Origin of the sequence: uncultured Friedmanniella sp. (genome assembly GCF_964244005.1) — a bacterium.
Lineage (GTDB): Bacteria > Actinomycetota > Actinomycetes > Propionibacteriales > Propionibacteriaceae > Microlunatus.
This window is the reverse complement of record NZ_CAXTHG010000011.1, coordinates 26,509-42,395: the sequence shown is the minus strand read 5'-3', so window position 1 is coordinate 42,395 and position 15,887 is coordinate 26,509. Positions and strand designations below refer to the sequence as shown.

Genomic DNA, 15,887 nt, shown 5'->3' with positions numbered 1-15,887 from the left:
AAGCCCGCCCCTGCGCTGTACGTTGAAGACGGAAGGGCTGACGCCACGCCCACCCCAATCGCCCCCTGAGCCTGCCGAAGGCCAACCACACGCGCCCTGAGCCTTGTCCTGGACCGCGAACGATGCCGTCCTCGCCGAGGGCCAGCGGGTGTTGATCAACGATCCGGGCCGGTTCGACGGGTGACCACGGTCGGGTTCGACGAACACGTGTGGCGACACACCCGGCGCGGTGACAAGTACGTGACCGTGATCATCGACCTGACCGGGATCCGCAACGGCACCGGCCGGTCAGGTTGCTCGACATGACCGAGGGTCGCTCGAAACAGGCCGTCAAGCAATGGTTGGCTGAGCGGCTGGAGGCATGGCGGGACGGGTTGGTGATCGAGCCAGGGACGGTTTCACCCGATTCAAGACCGCCGCCCCGGAGGAGGCCCCGCAGGCGGTCGCGGTGAGGGATCTCTTTCAGGTCGTCCACGTGCCGGCGACGCGCTCGATTTGTGCCGCCAGCGGATCCAGCAGGAGTTGCACGGCCACCGCGGCCGCACCACCGATCCGCTCTACCGGTGCCGGCGGACCCTGCACACCGGCGCCGACCTGCTCACCGACAAACAACGAGCGCGGCTGCTTACACTATTCGCCGGCGACGACCAACGTCCAGGTCGAAGCAACCTCGGGGCATCTACCAGCGCATGGTCGCCGCCTACCGCGAACCCGACCGAGCCAGCGGCCGACAGATGATGGCCAAGACCGTCGAGGCAGTCAGCGCAGGAGTCCCGGCAACTGGAGAGGATGAAGCCAACAGCGACGTGGCCCGTTGGTCTGCTGCCCTTGACATCTTGTCTACTTTTGGAAAGTGAGATCTAAGTCGCGGGTGGTCTTTGCTTCTCCGATGATCATGATCCTCGTTGTGAGCGACGCCTCCGCGAGCCACCAGTAGGACTCGATCGTACCGAACCAAAATTACTCTGTACCGAACCAAAATTACTCGCCGACCTGTTTGAGCACTGGGCCGGGACCTAGATCCGCGACGGTATGCAATGACTGACAACGCATTGGTCGGATACTTCTCTGAAACAGAGGTCGGTTCGAAGTCACGCAGCCCGGTAAATCGATCGATGGACGGTCTTGACACCACGGACCTCACCACATTTTACGACAGCACGCCTGTTGACAGTGGCTCAGGCGAAACAGATGTGATATACCGACTTGAACCGGACGATTTCCCGGCTGGCTCCGATCTGATTGGATACACGTTCTGCGATAACGCAGTTTACGATCAGCAATACGTGAACTTCAAGCCCAACGAAGCCGTGTGGGCACCTCCCTTGTCACGAGACTGGCCACGCAATCATGCTTCTCCATGGCCAGGACCAATCTCCGTACCTAGACAACGACGACCCCATCACCTCGTGCATGACCACGCCATTGAATACGAACAGACATACATATGGGTAACGTATGGCGATTACCTGTTGCCGTTCACGGCGACGTCTATCCGCAGGCAATCGAGAACGGAGAATGAGATTCAGCGAGGGGAAGGTGTCGACATCCGGCTAGTGACGGTTGCCCTCAATCAACCGCTCTGGAAGGGTCTGGAGCCCGCACACCGGCGCCAACGACATTGGAGCTTGGTAGCGGAGGGTGGACCTTCAATTCAGAAAAGAGGGAGACAGAACTTTGTTTCGACGGCCAAGTCGACCTTAGCGTTGGTCAGGACTACCTCGGTGTCTTCACTTTCACCAACTTGACTGATCCCTCGTCCCCCGGCGAGTGGATTGAACTCGCGATGTTCCCACTGACCGACGGGGTGGTCGGTGAGCAAAGGTCGAATGACGAGGCGAATGAGCCTGCACGTCGGAGAGTCCAAGGCCTCACTATCGCTGAAGTCAGCGAAGTTCTGACGTCCATAAAACCCGATCCCCGAGCTCTGCCATTCATGAAGCTCGATCCCACCGAACGCTACGCCGAAGCAAACAGCTGACGCAGCTGTCGAGGGCCTCATCGTTTGGAACACCTTCGACGACGACCCGTTCTCGACGCCGTCCGATCGCGTCATCGTCCGGCCGTGATCCACAGCGGGCGCGCCGTCGACGGGCTTCAACTGGTTGGCATCGACAACCGCTCGGCGGCAGCGGCCGTGGGCACCCGACCCGATCGGCACCATCACGACCGGCGCTGCTCTTGCTGACGTCAGGTTCGCGATCATGCGAGATCGCCCTCACGACTTCCGGCGTGCTGCTGAAATCGCTGGCTTCGAGTGGCGCAATGTCATGGTCGCTGGCACCCGCAACGACGCCGCCGAGGCCGTCGATGTAGCCACAAGGCTGCTGATTCGCCAGATCCGCCCGACGCGATCGCCGCTATGACAGACGAGCAGGCCTCCGGAGTCGTCCGCGCTGTCGAAGGGCCCGAAGACATGTCCTGAGCCTGTCGAAGGAGGTTGCGTCGACGCAACAAGAAGCACCCCGTTCGCCCGTTCGACGCCCGCGTGTGGACCGGCCATCTAGGCTGGACGGCGACCACGTGGAGAGCGCGTACCGACGACGAGGAGCCGATGGTGGTGACACAGCCGGGAGGCATTCCCGCCACGGTCATCGACGACTTCCGCGCCGGCGACGAGCTGGCCCTGGCTCAGATCTACGCCCAGTGGTCGCCGTTGGTCTACAGCGTCGCGCTGCAATCGGTCGGCAACGTCGCGGACGCGGAGGCGGTGACCCAGCGGGTCTTCACCGGAGCATGGAACTCACGGGACACCTTCGACTCGACGCGAGTCGGGCTGCAGGCCTGGCTGTTCCAGATCGCCCGGGACGAGATCGTCGGGGCCCAGGCGGCGCCGGTGGGCGACAAGGTCGAGCCCGCCGACCTGGTCGATCGGCTGATGATCGCCGACGAGGTCTACCGGCTGGACGCCGTCCCCCGGCGGGTTCTCCGGATGGCCCTGCACGACGACCTCACCCACACCCAGATCGCCGAACGGATGGGCCTGACCTCCGGTACGGTCGCGAGCCACATCCGCAGCAGCCTTCTCAAGCTGCGCGCGCGGCTGGAGGTCCAGACCCATGCATGCTGAGGCCGAGCTGCTGAGCCTCCTCGCGCTGGGTGAGCAGGTGGGGACCGACGACGAGCGTCGTCACACGGAGACCTGTCGCGAGTGCGCGACCGAGCTGTCGGAGCTGCAGCGGGTGACCGCTCTGGGACGCAGCGTCGGCGCGGAGACCACGATGATCGCCCCCAGTCCGACCGTGTGGGTACGGATCCGCGACGAGCTCGGCTTCGACGACTCCGTCGAGCCGCCCCCCGTACGGTCGGTCGACGCTCCTCCTCCCCGTACGTTGTCGCACCCTGACCGCCGGCGCTCACCGCTGGCCGCCATCAAGGCTGCGATCGCCGGCTCGTTCCACGGCTCCCCCGATCACCTGCGCGCGCACGTCCGGCTGACGCCCGTCGAAGCGTCCTGGTCGGAGGCGTCCGGAACCGCCGAGCTCGCCACCGACGAGCAGGGCCGGCGGCTGTTGCAGGTCGCTCTGCACGCCGACCTGCCGACCTCCGGCGTCCGGCAGGCCTGGCTCATCCACCGCGACGACCCCGCTCGGCGACAGACCCTGGGCATCCTCGACGGCCGCCACGGGCTGTGGACCGTCGACCACTCGATCGACCTCGAGCAGTACTCGATCCTCGACATCTCCCAGCAGGGCACCGGTCAGACCGAGCACTCCGGTCACACCATCGTGCGCGGTGAGCTGACCCTCGTCAGCTGACCCTCAGGACGTGTCGCACCAGTACGGGAGCGATCGCGTCGCGTCCTCTCGTCCGACGCCAACGCGGCTCGAGGTCGAACGCAGCCCACTAATCCCGACCGGGCTTGCTGAGGGAGGATCGCCTCATGGAATGGACGCGCAAGGGCTTGGCCGACGCCGGATTCGTCGGCTTCATTCCTCTCTCGACTCTCGAGCCGGTGGCCGTTCCCACCGATCCGGGCGTTTACGTCGTCGTGCGGAACTCGAGCGCTCCGCCCGACTTCCTCGAGCGAAACGGCGCAGGCCACTTCAAGGGCAGGGACCCAACCGTGCCAACACGCCTGCTGGCCGCAGCTTGGGTCCCTGGGGCCGTCACGCTCTACATCGGGAAGGCCTCGGGTGGAGCCGTCGGCCGACGCGGACTGCGCAGACGCCTCGACGAGTACCGTCGCCACGGCGCCGGCAAGCCCGTCGGCCACTGGGGTGGTCGCTACCTCTGGCAGCTTCGTGACCGCGACGAGCTGTTGGTGGCGTGGAAGCCGACGCCCGGGGAGGAGCCCGAAGCTGTGGAGTCGGATCTTCTGACAGAGTTCATGAAGGTGTACGGCCGTCGGCCGTTTGCTAACCGCAGGGCTGGGCGGCGGCCCGTGAGTCCGGCCCGATCGATCTCGGGTCGCGGTGAGCCGGTCAACCGCTGAGAAATGCTCCACAGATCCTCCACCAGGCGCCCGCTCAGCCAAACGACGCTGCTGCGGAGCATTGGTCAGCGCACCCCTCGAGGCCGCCTCGCGGCGACAGCGGCCATGGTGACAGGCTGGTCTCGATCTCGCCGCGGCTCACTGAGGGGAACGGGACATGCTGGCACTGGTGCTGCAGGAGTTCGGTCGGATGGCGGTCGAGGAACGACCGGACCCCGTGCCCGGGACCGGTGAGGTGCTGATCGCCATGGTGGCGACCGGGATCTGCGGCTCGGACCTGCACGGCTTCACCGGCGAGAACGGTCGCCGGAGTCCGGGGCAGGTGATGGGGCACGAGAGCGTCGGTACCGTCGCCGCACTCGGCCCGGACACCGACGGCACCGGTCTGAGCGTTGGTGACCCGGTGACCTTCAACCCGGTGGTCATTCCCGAGGACGCGCAGGCCGAGTACGCCGGCCGCGAGCAGATGTGCCCGGACAAGTACGTCATCGGCGTCGCCCCTCAGGTGGTGGCGTCGTTCGCCCAGCTGGTTGCGGTGCCGGCACGCAACGTGGTGGCGCTGCCCGCCGAGATGCCGATCGAGCACGGCGCGCTGGTCGAGCCGCTTGCCGTCGCCGTGCACGCCGTGGCCCGCGCCGGCGTCCAGCCCGGGGACGCGGTCTTCGTGGTCGGCGCCGGGCCGATCGGACAGTCGGTGGTGCTGGCGCTGCAGATGGCCGGCGCCGGGCAGGTCGTGGTCTCCGACGTCGACGCGGTCCGGCGCGAGGTGGTCGAGCGGCTAGGCGCCCAGCCGATCGACCCGACGGCCGGTGACGTCGCCGAGCAGGTCCGGGCCGCGTTCGGCCGTCCCGCCGACGTGGCCATCGACGCGGTCGGGCTCGACCGTACCGTCCAGGACGCGCTGCTGGCCACCAAGCTCGGCGGCGTGGTCTGCCTGGTCGGGATGGGTTCGCCCAGGCTCGGGCTGGACGCGTACCGGATCAGCGTCGACGAGCACGCCCTCGTCGGCAGCTTCACCTACTCAGCCGCCGACTTCGCGACCGCCGCCGCCTGGATGGGCACCGCCCCACCGGAGACCGCCGCCCTGATCAGCCGGAGTGTCCCGCTGGCCGAGGGTCCGGAGGCCTTTGCCAGTCTCGCCCGCGGGGACGGGACGCCGGGCAAGGTGCTCGTCCGCCTCGACCGCTGAGCACGACGGACCGCTGAGAACCGAGGAGCGATGACGATGGCGAGGACGATCGCGCACGTGCGGGCGTACACGGTCAAGGGCCAGGGCGCGGACTACCACGACCAGGCGCGCGGCCACTGGATCGACGACCACATCTCCACCCCGATGTCGGTCTACCCGGAGTACCGGGAGTCGCGGCAGAGCTTCGGCATCAACGTCCTCGGCACCCTGGTGATCGAGATCGAAGCCGACGACGGCACCGTCGGTTTCGCGGTGACCACGGCCGGTGAGATCGGGGCCTTCATCGTCGAACGACACCTGGCGCGGTTTCTGGAGGGCGCAAAGGTCACCGACACCGAGCGGATCTGGGACCAGATGTACCGCTCGACCCTCTTCTACGGTCGCCGCGGGGTCGTGCTGAACACCATCAGCGGCGTCGACCTGGCCCTGTGGGACCTGCTCGGCCAGCTGCGCCAGGAGCCGGTGTACGCGCTGCTCGGCGGGACGGTCCGCGACGAGCTGCAGTTCTACGCCACCGGTGCGCGGCCCGACGTCGCCCAGCAGCTCGGTTCATCGGCGGCAAGATGGCGCTGCACCACAGCCCGAGCGAGGGCGAGGAAGGGCTGCTCGCCAACCTGGCCGAGCTCGCCGAGATGCGGAAGCGGGTCGGACCCGACTTCTGGCTGATGTGGGACTGCTGGATGTCCCTCGACGTCGAGTACGCGACCCGGCTCGCCCATCGCGCCGCCCCGTACGGGCTGAAGTGGATCGAGGAGGCGCTGATCCCCGACGACTACTGGGGCTACGCGCAGCTGAAGCGGCAGGCGCCGCCCGGGATGCTGATCACCAGCGGTGAGCACGAAGCCACCCGCTGGGGTTTTCGACAGCTGCTCGAGACCGGCGTCGACATAATCCAGCCCGACGTGAACTGGTGCGGCGGCATCACCGAGCTGATCAAGATCTCCGCGCTCGCCGACGCCCACGCCACGTTGGTCGTCCCGCACGGCTCATCGGTGTACAGCTACCACTTCGTGGTCACCCGTACGAACAGCCCCTTCGCGGAGTTCCTGATGATGCACGAGACCGCCGAGAAGGTGGTGCCGATGTTCTCCCCGTTGCTGCTGGACGAGCCGGTTCCGGTCGACGGCCGAATGGTCGTACCCGAGCGGCCCGGCTTCGGGGTCCGCCTCAACCCTGACATCGAGCGCGCCCGGCCGTACCCGCACTGACGGCTCTCAACTCGTCCGTGATTTCGCCTTGGGTCGGGCACGGACGTGCATCCGCTCGCCCTGGGAGCCGAAGAGCATCAACACCTCGGCCGGCTCGTCGGCGGTGGCGCCAAACCAGTGCGGCACCCGGGTGTCGAACTCCGCCACCTCGCCCGCGGCCAGCACCAGGTCGTGCTCGCCCAGCAGCAGGCGTAGCTGGCCGGAGAGCACGTACAGCCACTCGTATCCCTCGTGGCTGCGCTGCTCCTGCTCGGCGGCGTCGCGCCGCGGGATGATCGCCCGGTAGGCCTGCGGGCCGCCGGGGCGCCGAGTCAGCGGCCAGAGCGTCATCCCGTTCCGCTCGACCGGCTGCGGACGGAACCGCGGGTCCTCGACCGGAGGAGCACCGACGAGCGCGTCCAGCGGGACGGCGTGAGCGCGGGACAGCGGCAGCAGCAGCTCCAGTGTCGGGCGCCGCTGTCCGGACTCCAGCCGTGAGAGCGTGCTCACCGACGTGCCCGTGGTGGCCGACAGCTCGGCCAGGGTCAACCCGCGGGTCTGCCGCAACGCGCGCAGCCGAGCCCCCACGCCGCTCAGCACCGCTTCCGCGTCGTCATCCATGCGGACTACCTTGCCATTCTGGCAACAGTATTTGTCAAGCGGCCGCCTCGCGACGCAAAGTGGAGCTCCCGGCGGTGGTCGTCGCGGAAGCCTGAGGAGCAGTCATGGAACAGCAGTACGACGTGGTGGTCGTCGGCGGTGGAGCCGCCGGTCTGAGCGGGGCGCTGGCGTTGTCCCGGGCTCGCCGCTCGGTGCTGGTGGTCGACAGCGGGACTCCCCGCAACTCACCAGCCGGACACGTGCACAACTACCTGGGTCGGGAGGGCACGTCCCCCGCCGGCCTGTTGGCGGCCGGCCGGGCCGAGGTGGCCAGCTACGGCGGAGTGGTCGAGCCGGGCGAGGCCGTCAGCGCACGTCACGCAGGTGACGGCTTCGTCGTCGACCTGGCCGACGGGCGGTCCGTGGTGGCGCGTCGGCTGTTGGTGACCACCGGCCTGGTCGATGAGCTGCCCGACCTGCCCGGCCTACGTGAGCTGTGGGGTCGAGACGTGCTGCACTGCCCGTACTGCCACGGCTGGGAGGTGCGCGACCAGCCCATCGGGGTGCTCGCCACCAACGCCTTCGGCGCGCGCGGCGCGCTGCTGTGGCGGCAGTGGAGCGCCGATGTCACGCTGTTCCGGCACACCGGCCCGGAGCTGGTCGCCGAGCAGGTTGAGCAGCTCGCGGCCCGCGGCGTCACGGTGGTCGACGGTCTGGTGGCCGGCCTCGAGACGAGCGACGGACGCCTCTCGGGGGTCCGCCTGGCCTCGGGCCAGGTCGTGCCGTTGAGCGCCCTCGTGACGGCGCCGCGCTTCGTCGCCCGTTCCGCGCTGCTGGAGTCCCTCGGGCTGAAGGCCGTCGAGCAGGAGCTGGGCGGCATCGTCATCGGACAGACGGTGCCGGCCGACGCGACCGGAGCGACAGCGGTCCCGGGCGTCTGGGTCGCCGGCAACGTGACCGACCTCCAGGCGCAGGTGATCAGCTCCGCTGCTGCCGGCCTGAACGCCGCCGCGATGCTCAACGCCGACCTGATCGCCGAGGACACCCGGCGTGCGGTCGAGGAGGCCCGGCACTCCTCCGGCGCGGCACATGCTGACGCCGGCGCCGAGGACGGACACGAGCCGCCCGGCCTCGACGTCGACTCGTGGGAGGAGCGGTACCGCGCCTCGACCGCGGTGTGGAGCGGCCGGGCCAACGAGCAGCTGATGACCGAGGCGAGCAGGCTGACGCCGGGCACCGCGCTGGACCTCGGCTGCGGCGAAGGGGCCGACGCGGTATGGCTGGCCACGCAAGGCTGGCAGACCACCGGCGTCGACTGGTCGGCCACGGCCCTGACCCGCGCCGCCTCGCACGCCGAGGCGGCCGGAGTCGGCGACCGCGTCGACTGGCAGGCGGTCGACGTCCGGGAGTGGACGCCGCCCTCGGGCGCGTTCGACCTGGTCAGCGCACACTTCCTGCACCCGACCGCGGAGGAGCGTCCCGGTCTGCTGGCCCGGCTGGCGACGGCCGTGGCGCCCGGCGGCACCCTGCTGTGGGTCGGCCACGACCTCAACGAGCGGCACGCCATCTGGGGCGCCGACCGCTTCGCCTCGGCCGAGACCATCGTCGCCGACCTGCCCTCCGACGGCTGGGACATCGAGGTCGCCGAGGTCCGAGCCCGAGCGCCCCTCGGTCACGAGGGTGACGCACGTTCGGTCGGCGACGTGGTGGTGAGGGCTCGCCGACGCTGAGCGTGAGGTCAGGTCGTGCCTTCACCGCGTGGGACGAACTGGCCAGGCTTGCGTGGCTCAGGTCGGGCCGGGGGCGCCAGCGCAGGCACGGTGGTCGCCATGGATACGTCCAACCGCTGACTCTGCTGCCCCTCGCGCTCGGCATCCTCGCCCTGCTCGGGGTCGGCGTGATCGGGTTCGTGATGTGGCTGCTCTTCATCAGCAAGTCCAAGACAGCCGCACGGAGGAACCGCTGGGTCCGGTGGGCGGCGAGGTGCTCGCGCTGCGCGACGAGTCAGCCACGGAAAGGTGCGCTGTCGACGGTAACTCGGCACCACTGATGACGGCTGCGCTCCACTGCCGAATCGGCCACTTGGCGTAGTCCAGAGGCAAGTAGCTACCTCAGACCAGGAGCGCCCCCAGCAGGATTCGAACCTGCGACACAAGGTTTAGGAAACCTTTGCTCTATCCCCTGAGCTATGGGGGCCGGCGACCGAGGGCGTCCAGCCCGACGGCCTAGGCTAGTGGATCGCGCGAGCCCGCGCCCAACCTCGGAGGTTCGCGTGCCCGTCCACCCCATCGTGCTCGACGTCGACACCGGCACCGACGACGCGCTCGCCATCCTGTACGCCGTCCAGCATCCCGACGTCGACGTACGCGGGATCAGCTGTGTGGCCGGCAACGCGAGCCTGGAGCAGGTGGTCGCCAACACGCACAAGGTGCTGGACGCGGCGAGCGCGCCCGAGATCCCCGTCGCGGCCGGGGCGGTCAAACCGCTGATCGAACGGACCCGGCAGGAGGAGGCGTTCCACGGCGAGGACGGGCTCGGCGGGATCGTGCTGCCCGGCACGGAACGCACGCCATCCCGGCTCACCGCCGTCGAGCTGCTACGGCAGCAGATCGTGGACGCCGACACCACGGTGACCCTCGTCGGGCTGGCGCCGCAGACCAACATCGCCATGCTGCTGACGCTGCACCCCGAGGTCGCCGACCACCTCGAGCGGATCCTGTTCATGGGCGGCTCAGCGGGCACGGGCAACATCACCGCGGTGGCTGAGTTCAACGTCTGGCAGGACCCCGAAGCGGCGACCTGCGTGATCGAGTCCGGGGTCCCGGTCACCATGTACGGGCTGGACGTCTTCACCCGGCTGACGGTTCCGCAGAAGCACGCCGAGCGGTTCGCCGCCAGCGACCATCCGGCGCAGCGGCTGGCCGGGGAGCTGTTGCTGCGCCGGGGATCCCGAGCTGACGGGTCCCAGCAGGAGTACGTCGGGCAGATCGGGGACGCCGGCGCGCTGGTCTACCTGACCCATCCCGAGCTGTTCACCACGGCTTCCCACCCGACGCGGGTCAACCTGAGCGGCATCGGCCGCGGTCAGACGATCGTGGACCGGCGGACAGTCGCGCAGGACGCGGCCGAGCTCGGTCGGGATCCGTGGCGGACGATCGAGGTCGTCTTGGACCTGGACGTGACGAAGGCCGCGCAGGCGTTCATCGACGTGATGAACGCGTACGCGGCCTGATGTCCGCAATTTGACCCGCCGTGCGCCTCTTACGGACTGGTGCGCCCGGTCTATCGGGCGCAGGAGCGCCGAAGGGGCGCACGAGCGGAGGCGAGGCCCTCGCTCAGCGGAGCGACTGTCTCAGCTCAGTGCTCGGCGTCGGCGTGCTCGCCGTGCTCAGCCTGGAGCTTGGCGACCTGGGCGTGGACCTCGTCCATGTCCAGCTCCTTGACTGCGTCGATGACCTGCTCGAGGGCGGGGCCGGGGAGGGCGCCGGCCTGGTTGAAGACCATCACGCCTTCGCGGAAAGCCATCAGGGTCGGAATACCTTCGATGCCGAGCTGGCCGGAAAGCTGCTGGTTGGCGTCGGTGTCGAGCTTGGCGTACACGACGTCACGGTGCTGGTCGGAGGACTTCTCATAGATCGGGCCGAAACGCTTGCAGGGCCCGCACCAGTCGGCCCAGAAGTCGACCAGGACGATCTCGTTGTCGCTGATCGTGGTCTCAAAGTTCTCGGCGTTGATGTCGATGGTGGCCATGCCCAACTCCTGTCAAAGGTTCGGCCGCTGCGCTCCGCGGTCACGGGTCACAACCAGTCATCGCAAGCACCTATTCCCCAGCCTCGACCACCCGCGGCGCCTACTTGATCGCGACGACGCGACGCATCGGGATGGCCACCTCGACGAGCTCGCGCCGCCGAAGTCGGTCCTCCAGGTACTCCACCGCCGCCTCCACCCGCGACCGCCGGGTGCCCGGCAGGTAGAGCGACGACAGCATCAGCGCCGCGTCCTCCCGGCTGCGGACGGTGAAGTGGTAGCGCTCGCGCTTGTCCTCGACCCGGGTCAGGCCGGCGTCGGTCAGGGTCCGCTTGAAGCCGGCGACCTCCACGGGACCGGGGAACTGCGGCGTGGCGCGCAGCCGGCCGCCGATCCGGGTCAGCACCCGCAGGTCGGTGGGCCGCAGTGGCCGGAGCGCGGGGGCGATGGCGGCGAGCACCCCGCCGGGCCGCAGCACCCGGGTCACCTCGGCCAACAGCTCGTGCAGCGGCGTCACCACGACCAGCCCCATCGAGCTGGTCACGACGTCGACCGACCCGTCCCGGAACGGCAGCCGCAGCGCGTCGCCCCGCACCCACGGACCCGGCCCGCGTTCGGCGGCCAGCGCCAGCTCGTCGGCACTCAGGTCGATCCCGACGACGGTCCGGCCGGGCTGGGCGAGCTCGCGCGACACCGCCCCGGAGCCGGACGCGAGGTCGACCACCGTACGGGCGTCCGCCGACACCGCTCGGGCCAGCCACCGGTACGGGGTGTGGTCGCCGGCCAGCGCACGCGACAGCACCGCCTCAGCCACCCCCGTCCGGGTGGCGTGAAAGTCGGCCACGAACCGCTTCCAGTCCAGCGGCTCCTGCCCGGTCATGCCATCACCTCCTGCTCGGTCTCCTCCAGCGCGCGGGCCACGTCGTCGCCGATGTCGCGCAGCACCCGTCCCGGACCCATCGGCTGCCCGGCGACGGCGGAGACGAGCGCCGCCATCCCGGGCAACGCCTCGGAGGCGGCCGCGCGGTCAAGCGTCTGCCCCAGCAGCGGGTTCGCCCCGTCCGGCCAGGGCGCCGACAGCTTGTGCCAGGTCTGCAGCCACGCGGCCGAGATCTCCGCCGTGGACGGCACCCCGAAGAAGTGCCCGACCGGCGCGTGGTGCCGCAGTGCGACCACCGGCGACTCGACGTACAGCCGGGCCAGCCGGACCCGCGCGTCCAGGTCGCGGCGCTGCTCCAGCGGCAGGTCGGTGACGAAGCGGCACGGCGTGGGGCACCAGTCGCCCACGTCGGGCCGTTGACCAGCGCCGACGGTCGCACCGTTGACGGCGCAGACGGCCAGCGCGTCGCCTTGGCGGGAGTGGAAGCGGTCGAGGTAGGCGGTGTAGCCGGCCGTGTCCCCGCTGCAGGCGTTCAGCGCACGCCTGGCCGTGCTCCGCAGCGCCGCGGAGTGCGGGCAAGCCCGGTCGTCGGTCCCCCAGCGGCTGCCGCCGACGAGCTCCCCCAGCCGCAGCGGGTCGCCGGCGTGGCCGAGCGTGGACTCCCAGGCCAGCTGGGCGAGGTACTCCCCGATCAGGTGGGCGGTGACCACCACCTGCAACGGTTCGCGGCGGACGGCCCGGACGTCGAGGATCTCGAGCATCAGCTCGTACAGCGGCACCAGCGAACCGAGCGCACCGCGGACCGCCGCCCGCGGCTCGGCCGGAAAGCCCGAGGCCGCCAGCCGACCCGCCCACGGGCGGTCGAAGCCGGCGGCGATCTCGGCGAAGTCCTCCGCGTCCAGGTCGAGCACCCGCCGGGCGGCGAGGGAGAGGTCGCGAGCGTGGCCGAGATCAACGGGAGAGCCGGTCTGGTCGAGCGAGACGTCGAGCAGGCCGACGACCGCGTCGTACCAGTGGCCGTCGAGCAACGCCTTCATCGCCGTGGCCCCGACAGCCGTACCCGCCATCGGCGGATCAGACGCGCGACACGAAGAGGTGGGTCGAGGCTTCCCGGTCGATCTCGCAGTCGGGCCAGCCCTCGGCCGAGAGCCGGACGCCCAGGCCGCCGGCCTCGACGCTCACCTCGGCGCCCGGCTGGATGCCGGCCTGACGCAGCGTGCCCATCATCTCGACGTCCTTCTGGATCTCTTCGCTCATCCGCTCGATGACCACCCGGGTGGGTGAGGTCTGGCGCCGGATGACGTCCTGGAGCTGCTCGTTGCCCTCACGGAAGACCCCGGCCTCCCCCACCACGCCGAGCTCGGCGAGCCCGGGGATCGGGTTCCCGTAGGGCGACACCGTCGGGGTGTGCAGCAGCTCGACCAGCCGACGCTCGACGTCCTCGGAGATGACGTGCTCCCAGCGGCAGGCCTCGTCGTGCACCTTCTCCCAGTCGAGCCCGATGACGTCGATCAGCAGCCGCTCGGCCAGCCGGTGCTTGCGCATCACCCGGATGGCGCGGTTGCGGCCCTCGTCGGTGAGCTCGAGGTGACGGTCGCCCTCGACCCGCAGCAGGTCGTCGCGCTCCATCCGGGCGACGGTCTGCGAGACGGTCGGACCACTCTGGTGCAGCCGCTCCGCGATCCGGGCGCGGAGGGGCACGATGCCCTCCTCCTCGAGCTCATAGATCGTGCGGAGGTACATCTCGGTGGTATCGATCAGGTCACTCACGGTGCCATTGTCCCCGATTCTTCGTCGCCTCAGTCCCCCACGGGCCCGGCGCGACGAGCCAGGCAAGATTAGACGATGCGCTTCCCCACGACACCCACCATCTGGTGGGTCCGCCGCGACTTCCGTCTGGCCGACAATCCTGCGCTGGGTGCGGCCGTCGACGCGGGTGCGGCGGTGCTGCCGCTCTTCGTGCTCGACCCGGTGCTGCTGCGCTCGGCCGGCATCGGTCGACGCGCCTGGATGCTCGCTTCGCTGGACGCGCTGGACGCCGACCTGCGGACCGGTGGCGGCCCAGGTCTGAGCGTGCTCGAGGGCCGACCGGCCGAGGTGCTGCCCGCAGTCGCTCGTCGGCTCGGTGCGGCATCGGTGCACGTCAGCGCGGACTTCGCGCCGTACGGGCGGCGCCGGGACGCCGCGGTCGCCGCCGCGCTGGCCGCGACCGGGGTCGAGCTGCGGGCAACCGGATCGCCGTACGGGGTGGCGCCCGGGACGTTGACGGGGCAGAGCGGCCAGCCGTACGCGGTCTTCACCCCCTTCCACCGAGCCTGGCTGGCGCACGGCGTGCACGGGCCGGCGCCTGCGGTGGCCGCCGACCAGGTGACCTGGCTGGCGGCCCCGGACCGGGTGACGCCCGAGGCGCCCGACCCTGCGTACGCACGCGTGGCCGGGGAGCAGCACGCGACCCGGGCGTGGCGGGACTGGCTCGAACGGGACACCGCCGGGCCAGCCGACTACAAGCGGCTGCACGACGTGCCCGGCGCCGACGCGTCCACCCACCTGTCCCCGGCACTGCGCTGGGGCCACCTGCACCCGCGGACGGTGCTCGCCGACCTGGCCGAGCGTCCCTCGGACGGCGCCGCGGCGCTGGCCCGGCAGGTGTCGTGGCGCGACTTCTACGCCGACGTGCTGCTGCACCGGCCGGACGCGGTCAGCCGCCCGATCAAGGCGGAGTTCCGCGCGATGGAGCTGGACGACCCGGTGTCCGGCAGTCTGGCCGCGGAACGGCTCACCGCGTGGGAGCAGGGTCGGACCGGCTATCCGCTGGTCGACGCCGGGATGCGCCAGATGGTCACCGAGGGTTGGATGCACAACCGGCTGCGGCTGGTCACCGGCTCGTTCCTGGTCAAGGACCTGCACATCGGCTGGGAGCACGGCGCTGCGGTCTACATGCGGCACCTGCGCGACGGAGACATCGCCCAGAACCAGCTCAACTGGCAGTGGGTCGCCGGCTGCGGCAACGACCCGGCGCCCTACTACCGCGTCTTCAACCCCGTGCTGCAGTCGGAGAAGTTCGACCCCAACGGCCGCTACATCCGTCGCTACGTGCCCGAGCTGGCCGACGTGGAGCCGGAGTTCCTGCACCAGCCCTGGACCGCACCGGGCGGTCCGCCGGAGGGCTACCCCCTGCCCATCGTCGAGCACGCGGCCGAGCGCAAGGAGGCACTCGCCCGGTACGCCGCCCTTCGCGAGCGACCTTGAGTCGGACCAGACATACCTGATCGGAATGCTCAGTCAAGGCAGTCGGAGGGCGGGTTCAATGTCTGCCTCATTTGGACCAGCCTTGGACGCCGAGCATCAGCCAGTACGAAACGCTTTCGGCTCACAATGAGGCAGGCACCTCTGGCGGGGAATTCTGCTACGGGCAAGTTATGCATCAGCGCGATTACACGCTGCAATGGAGCCCGTCACTTCTAACGGGGAATACCCGTTGGCCACGATCGCGCTCGCGCTCGCGCTGGAGCTGCAATGGAGCCCGTCACTTCTAACGGGGGATACGGCACCGTCGGGTCCACGGTCAACGGGACCCCCGTCGCTGCAATGGAGCCCGTCACTTCTGAAGGGGATACTGAGTTCTGCGGCAAGAGGGACTGGACGGTCTCGACCTTGCAATGGAGCCCGTGACTTCTGACTGGAAATACACCTGGTCGCACTGTCCGATGCGCTGAACCAGACCTCGCTGCAATGGATCCCGTCACCTCTGACCGGGAATACAATGGGTTGGTACCGAGCAGGTTGATGCCAATATTCCTGCTGCAATGGAGCCCGTCACTTCTGACGGGGAATACTGGGATCACCCGG

General features: G+C 69.3%; 15 protein-coding genes, 1 tRNA gene, 1 pseudogene and 1 CRISPR repeat array (1 of these 18 running past the window's edge). Of the genes and pseudogenes, 10 read left to right on the top strand and 7 right to left on the bottom strand.

All coding sequences use genetic code 11. The annotated features are described in order from the left end of the window. Positions 1 to 103: 103 nt before the first annotated feature. A pseudogene (locus ACFE76_RS08990) lies at positions 104 to 854 on the top strand (transposase); the annotation flags it as partial. Between the two features lie 800 nt (positions 855 to 1,654). Here ACFE76_RS08990 and ACFE76_RS08985 read toward each other — a convergent pair. Beyond that, a complete protein-coding gene (locus ACFE76_RS08985; protein ID WP_375431407.1) occupies positions 1,655 to 2,206 on the bottom strand; it encodes a hypothetical protein in 552 nt (183 codons plus the stop codon). A 354-nt stretch (positions 2,207 to 2,560) separates the two neighbouring features. Here ACFE76_RS08985 and ACFE76_RS08980 point away from each other — a divergent pair, with 354 nt between their 5' ends. The 6 genes from ACFE76_RS08980 (at position 2,561) to ACFE76_RS08955 (ending at position 6,832) form a co-directional block, all read left to right on the top strand. Next, complete coding sequence (locus tag ACFE76_RS08980) at positions 2,561 to 3,070, top strand: RNA polymerase sigma factor (protein WP_375431406.1); 510 nt, start codon at positions 2,561 to 2,563, stop codon at positions 3,068 to 3,070. Then, positions 3,060 to 3,758: a hypothetical protein gene (locus ACFE76_RS08975; protein WP_375431405.1), complete on the top strand. Its 699-nt coding sequence runs from the start codon at positions 3,060 to 3,062 to the stop codon at positions 3,756 to 3,758. Before ACFE76_RS08980 ends, ACFE76_RS08975 begins: the two co-directional genes overlap by 11 nt. Before the next feature lie 125 nt (positions 3,759 to 3,883). Beyond that, positions 3,884 to 4,435: a hypothetical protein gene (locus ACFE76_RS08970; protein ID WP_375431404.1), complete on the top strand. Its 552-nt coding sequence runs from the start codon at positions 3,884 to 3,886 to the stop codon at positions 4,433 to 4,435. A 157-nt stretch (positions 4,436 to 4,592) separates the two neighbouring features. Continuing rightward, positions 4,593 to 5,624 (top strand): zinc-binding dehydrogenase, encoded by a 1,032-nt coding sequence (locus ACFE76_RS08965; protein ID WP_375431403.1) that lies wholly within the window; start codon positions 4,593 to 4,595, stop codon positions 5,622 to 5,624. Positions 5,625 to 5,660: 36 nt separating this feature from the next. After that, positions 5,661 to 6,290, top strand: a complete 630-nt coding sequence (locus tag ACFE76_RS08960; protein ID WP_375431402.1) for a hypothetical protein — start codon at positions 5,661 to 5,663, stop codon at positions 6,288 to 6,290. Continuing rightward, the gene (locus ACFE76_RS08955) at positions 6,188 to 6,832 is read left to right on the top strand and encodes an enolase C-terminal domain-like protein (protein ID WP_375431401.1); all 645 of its coding nucleotides are present in this window, start codon (positions 6,188 to 6,190) and stop codon (positions 6,830 to 6,832) included. Before ACFE76_RS08960 ends, ACFE76_RS08955 begins: the two co-directional genes overlap by 103 nt. Before the next feature lie 6 nt (positions 6,833 to 6,838). Here ACFE76_RS08955 and ACFE76_RS08950 read toward each other — a convergent pair whose 3' ends face one another. Continuing rightward, a complete protein-coding gene (locus ACFE76_RS08950) occupies positions 6,839 to 7,432 on the bottom strand; it encodes a helix-turn-helix domain-containing protein (protein ID WP_375431400.1) in 594 nt (197 codons plus the stop codon). Positions 7,433 to 7,536: 104 nt separating this feature from the next. Between ACFE76_RS08950 and ACFE76_RS08945 the strand changes: the two genes are divergently transcribed. Beyond that, on the top strand, positions 7,537 to 9,141 hold the full coding sequence (locus tag ACFE76_RS08945) for a methyltransferase domain-containing protein (RefSeq protein ID WP_375431399.1): 1,605 nt from the start codon (positions 7,537 to 7,539) through the stop codon (positions 9,139 to 9,141). A 393-nt stretch (positions 9,142 to 9,534) separates the two neighbouring features. Here ACFE76_RS08945 and ACFE76_RS08940 read toward each other — a convergent pair. Beyond that, a tRNA-Arg gene (locus tag ACFE76_RS08940) sits at positions 9,535 to 9,607 on the bottom strand. A gap of 76 nt (positions 9,608 to 9,683) precedes the next feature. Here ACFE76_RS08940 and ACFE76_RS08935 point away from each other — a divergent pair. Further along, positions 9,684 to 10,643 carry a nucleoside hydrolase gene (locus tag ACFE76_RS08935; protein ID WP_375431398.1) on the top strand — a complete coding sequence of 320 codons (960 nt, stop codon included), beginning with the start codon at positions 9,684 to 9,686 and terminating at the stop codon, positions 10,641 to 10,643. A 125-nt stretch (positions 10,644 to 10,768) separates the two neighbouring features. On the opposite strand, the gene trxA is transcribed toward ACFE76_RS08935, so the two are convergent. The 4 genes from trxA to ACFE76_RS08915 form a co-directional block, all read right to left on the bottom strand. Continuing rightward, positions 10,769 to 11,161, bottom strand: coding sequence for a thioredoxin (trxA, locus tag ACFE76_RS08930; protein ID WP_375431397.1), 393 nt, complete (start codon positions 11,159 to 11,161; stop codon positions 10,769 to 10,771). 100 nt (positions 11,162 to 11,261) lie between these two features. Then, a complete protein-coding gene (locus tag ACFE76_RS08925; protein WP_375431396.1) occupies positions 11,262 to 12,038 on the bottom strand; it encodes a class I SAM-dependent methyltransferase in 777 nt (258 codons plus the stop codon). After that, on the bottom strand, positions 12,035 to 13,105 hold the full coding sequence (locus tag ACFE76_RS08920; protein ID WP_375431395.1) for a hypothetical protein: 1,071 nt from the start codon (positions 13,103 to 13,105) through the stop codon (positions 12,035 to 12,037). The genes ACFE76_RS08925 and ACFE76_RS08920 overlap by 4 nt, the downstream gene beginning before the upstream one ends. Positions 13,106 to 13,112: 7 nt before the next feature. Beyond that, positions 13,113 to 13,808 carry an iron dependent repressor, metal binding and dimerization domain protein gene (locus ACFE76_RS08915; protein ID WP_375431394.1) on the bottom strand — a complete coding sequence of 232 codons (696 nt, stop codon included), beginning with the start codon at positions 13,806 to 13,808 and terminating at the stop codon, positions 13,113 to 13,115. Between the two features lie 75 nt (positions 13,809 to 13,883). Here ACFE76_RS08915 and ACFE76_RS08910 point away from each other — a divergent pair, with 75 nt between their 5' ends. Continuing rightward, positions 13,884 to 15,287, top strand: a complete 1,404-nt coding sequence (locus ACFE76_RS08910; protein WP_375431393.1) for a cryptochrome/photolyase family protein — start codon at positions 13,884 to 13,886, stop codon at positions 15,285 to 15,287. Between the two features lie 119 nt (positions 15,288 to 15,406). Further along, a CRISPR array of direct repeats spans positions 15,407 to 15,887; the repeat unit is 36 nt; unit sequence GCTGCAATGGAGCCCGTCACTTCTGACGGGGAATAC (it continues 4,045 nt past the right edge of the window).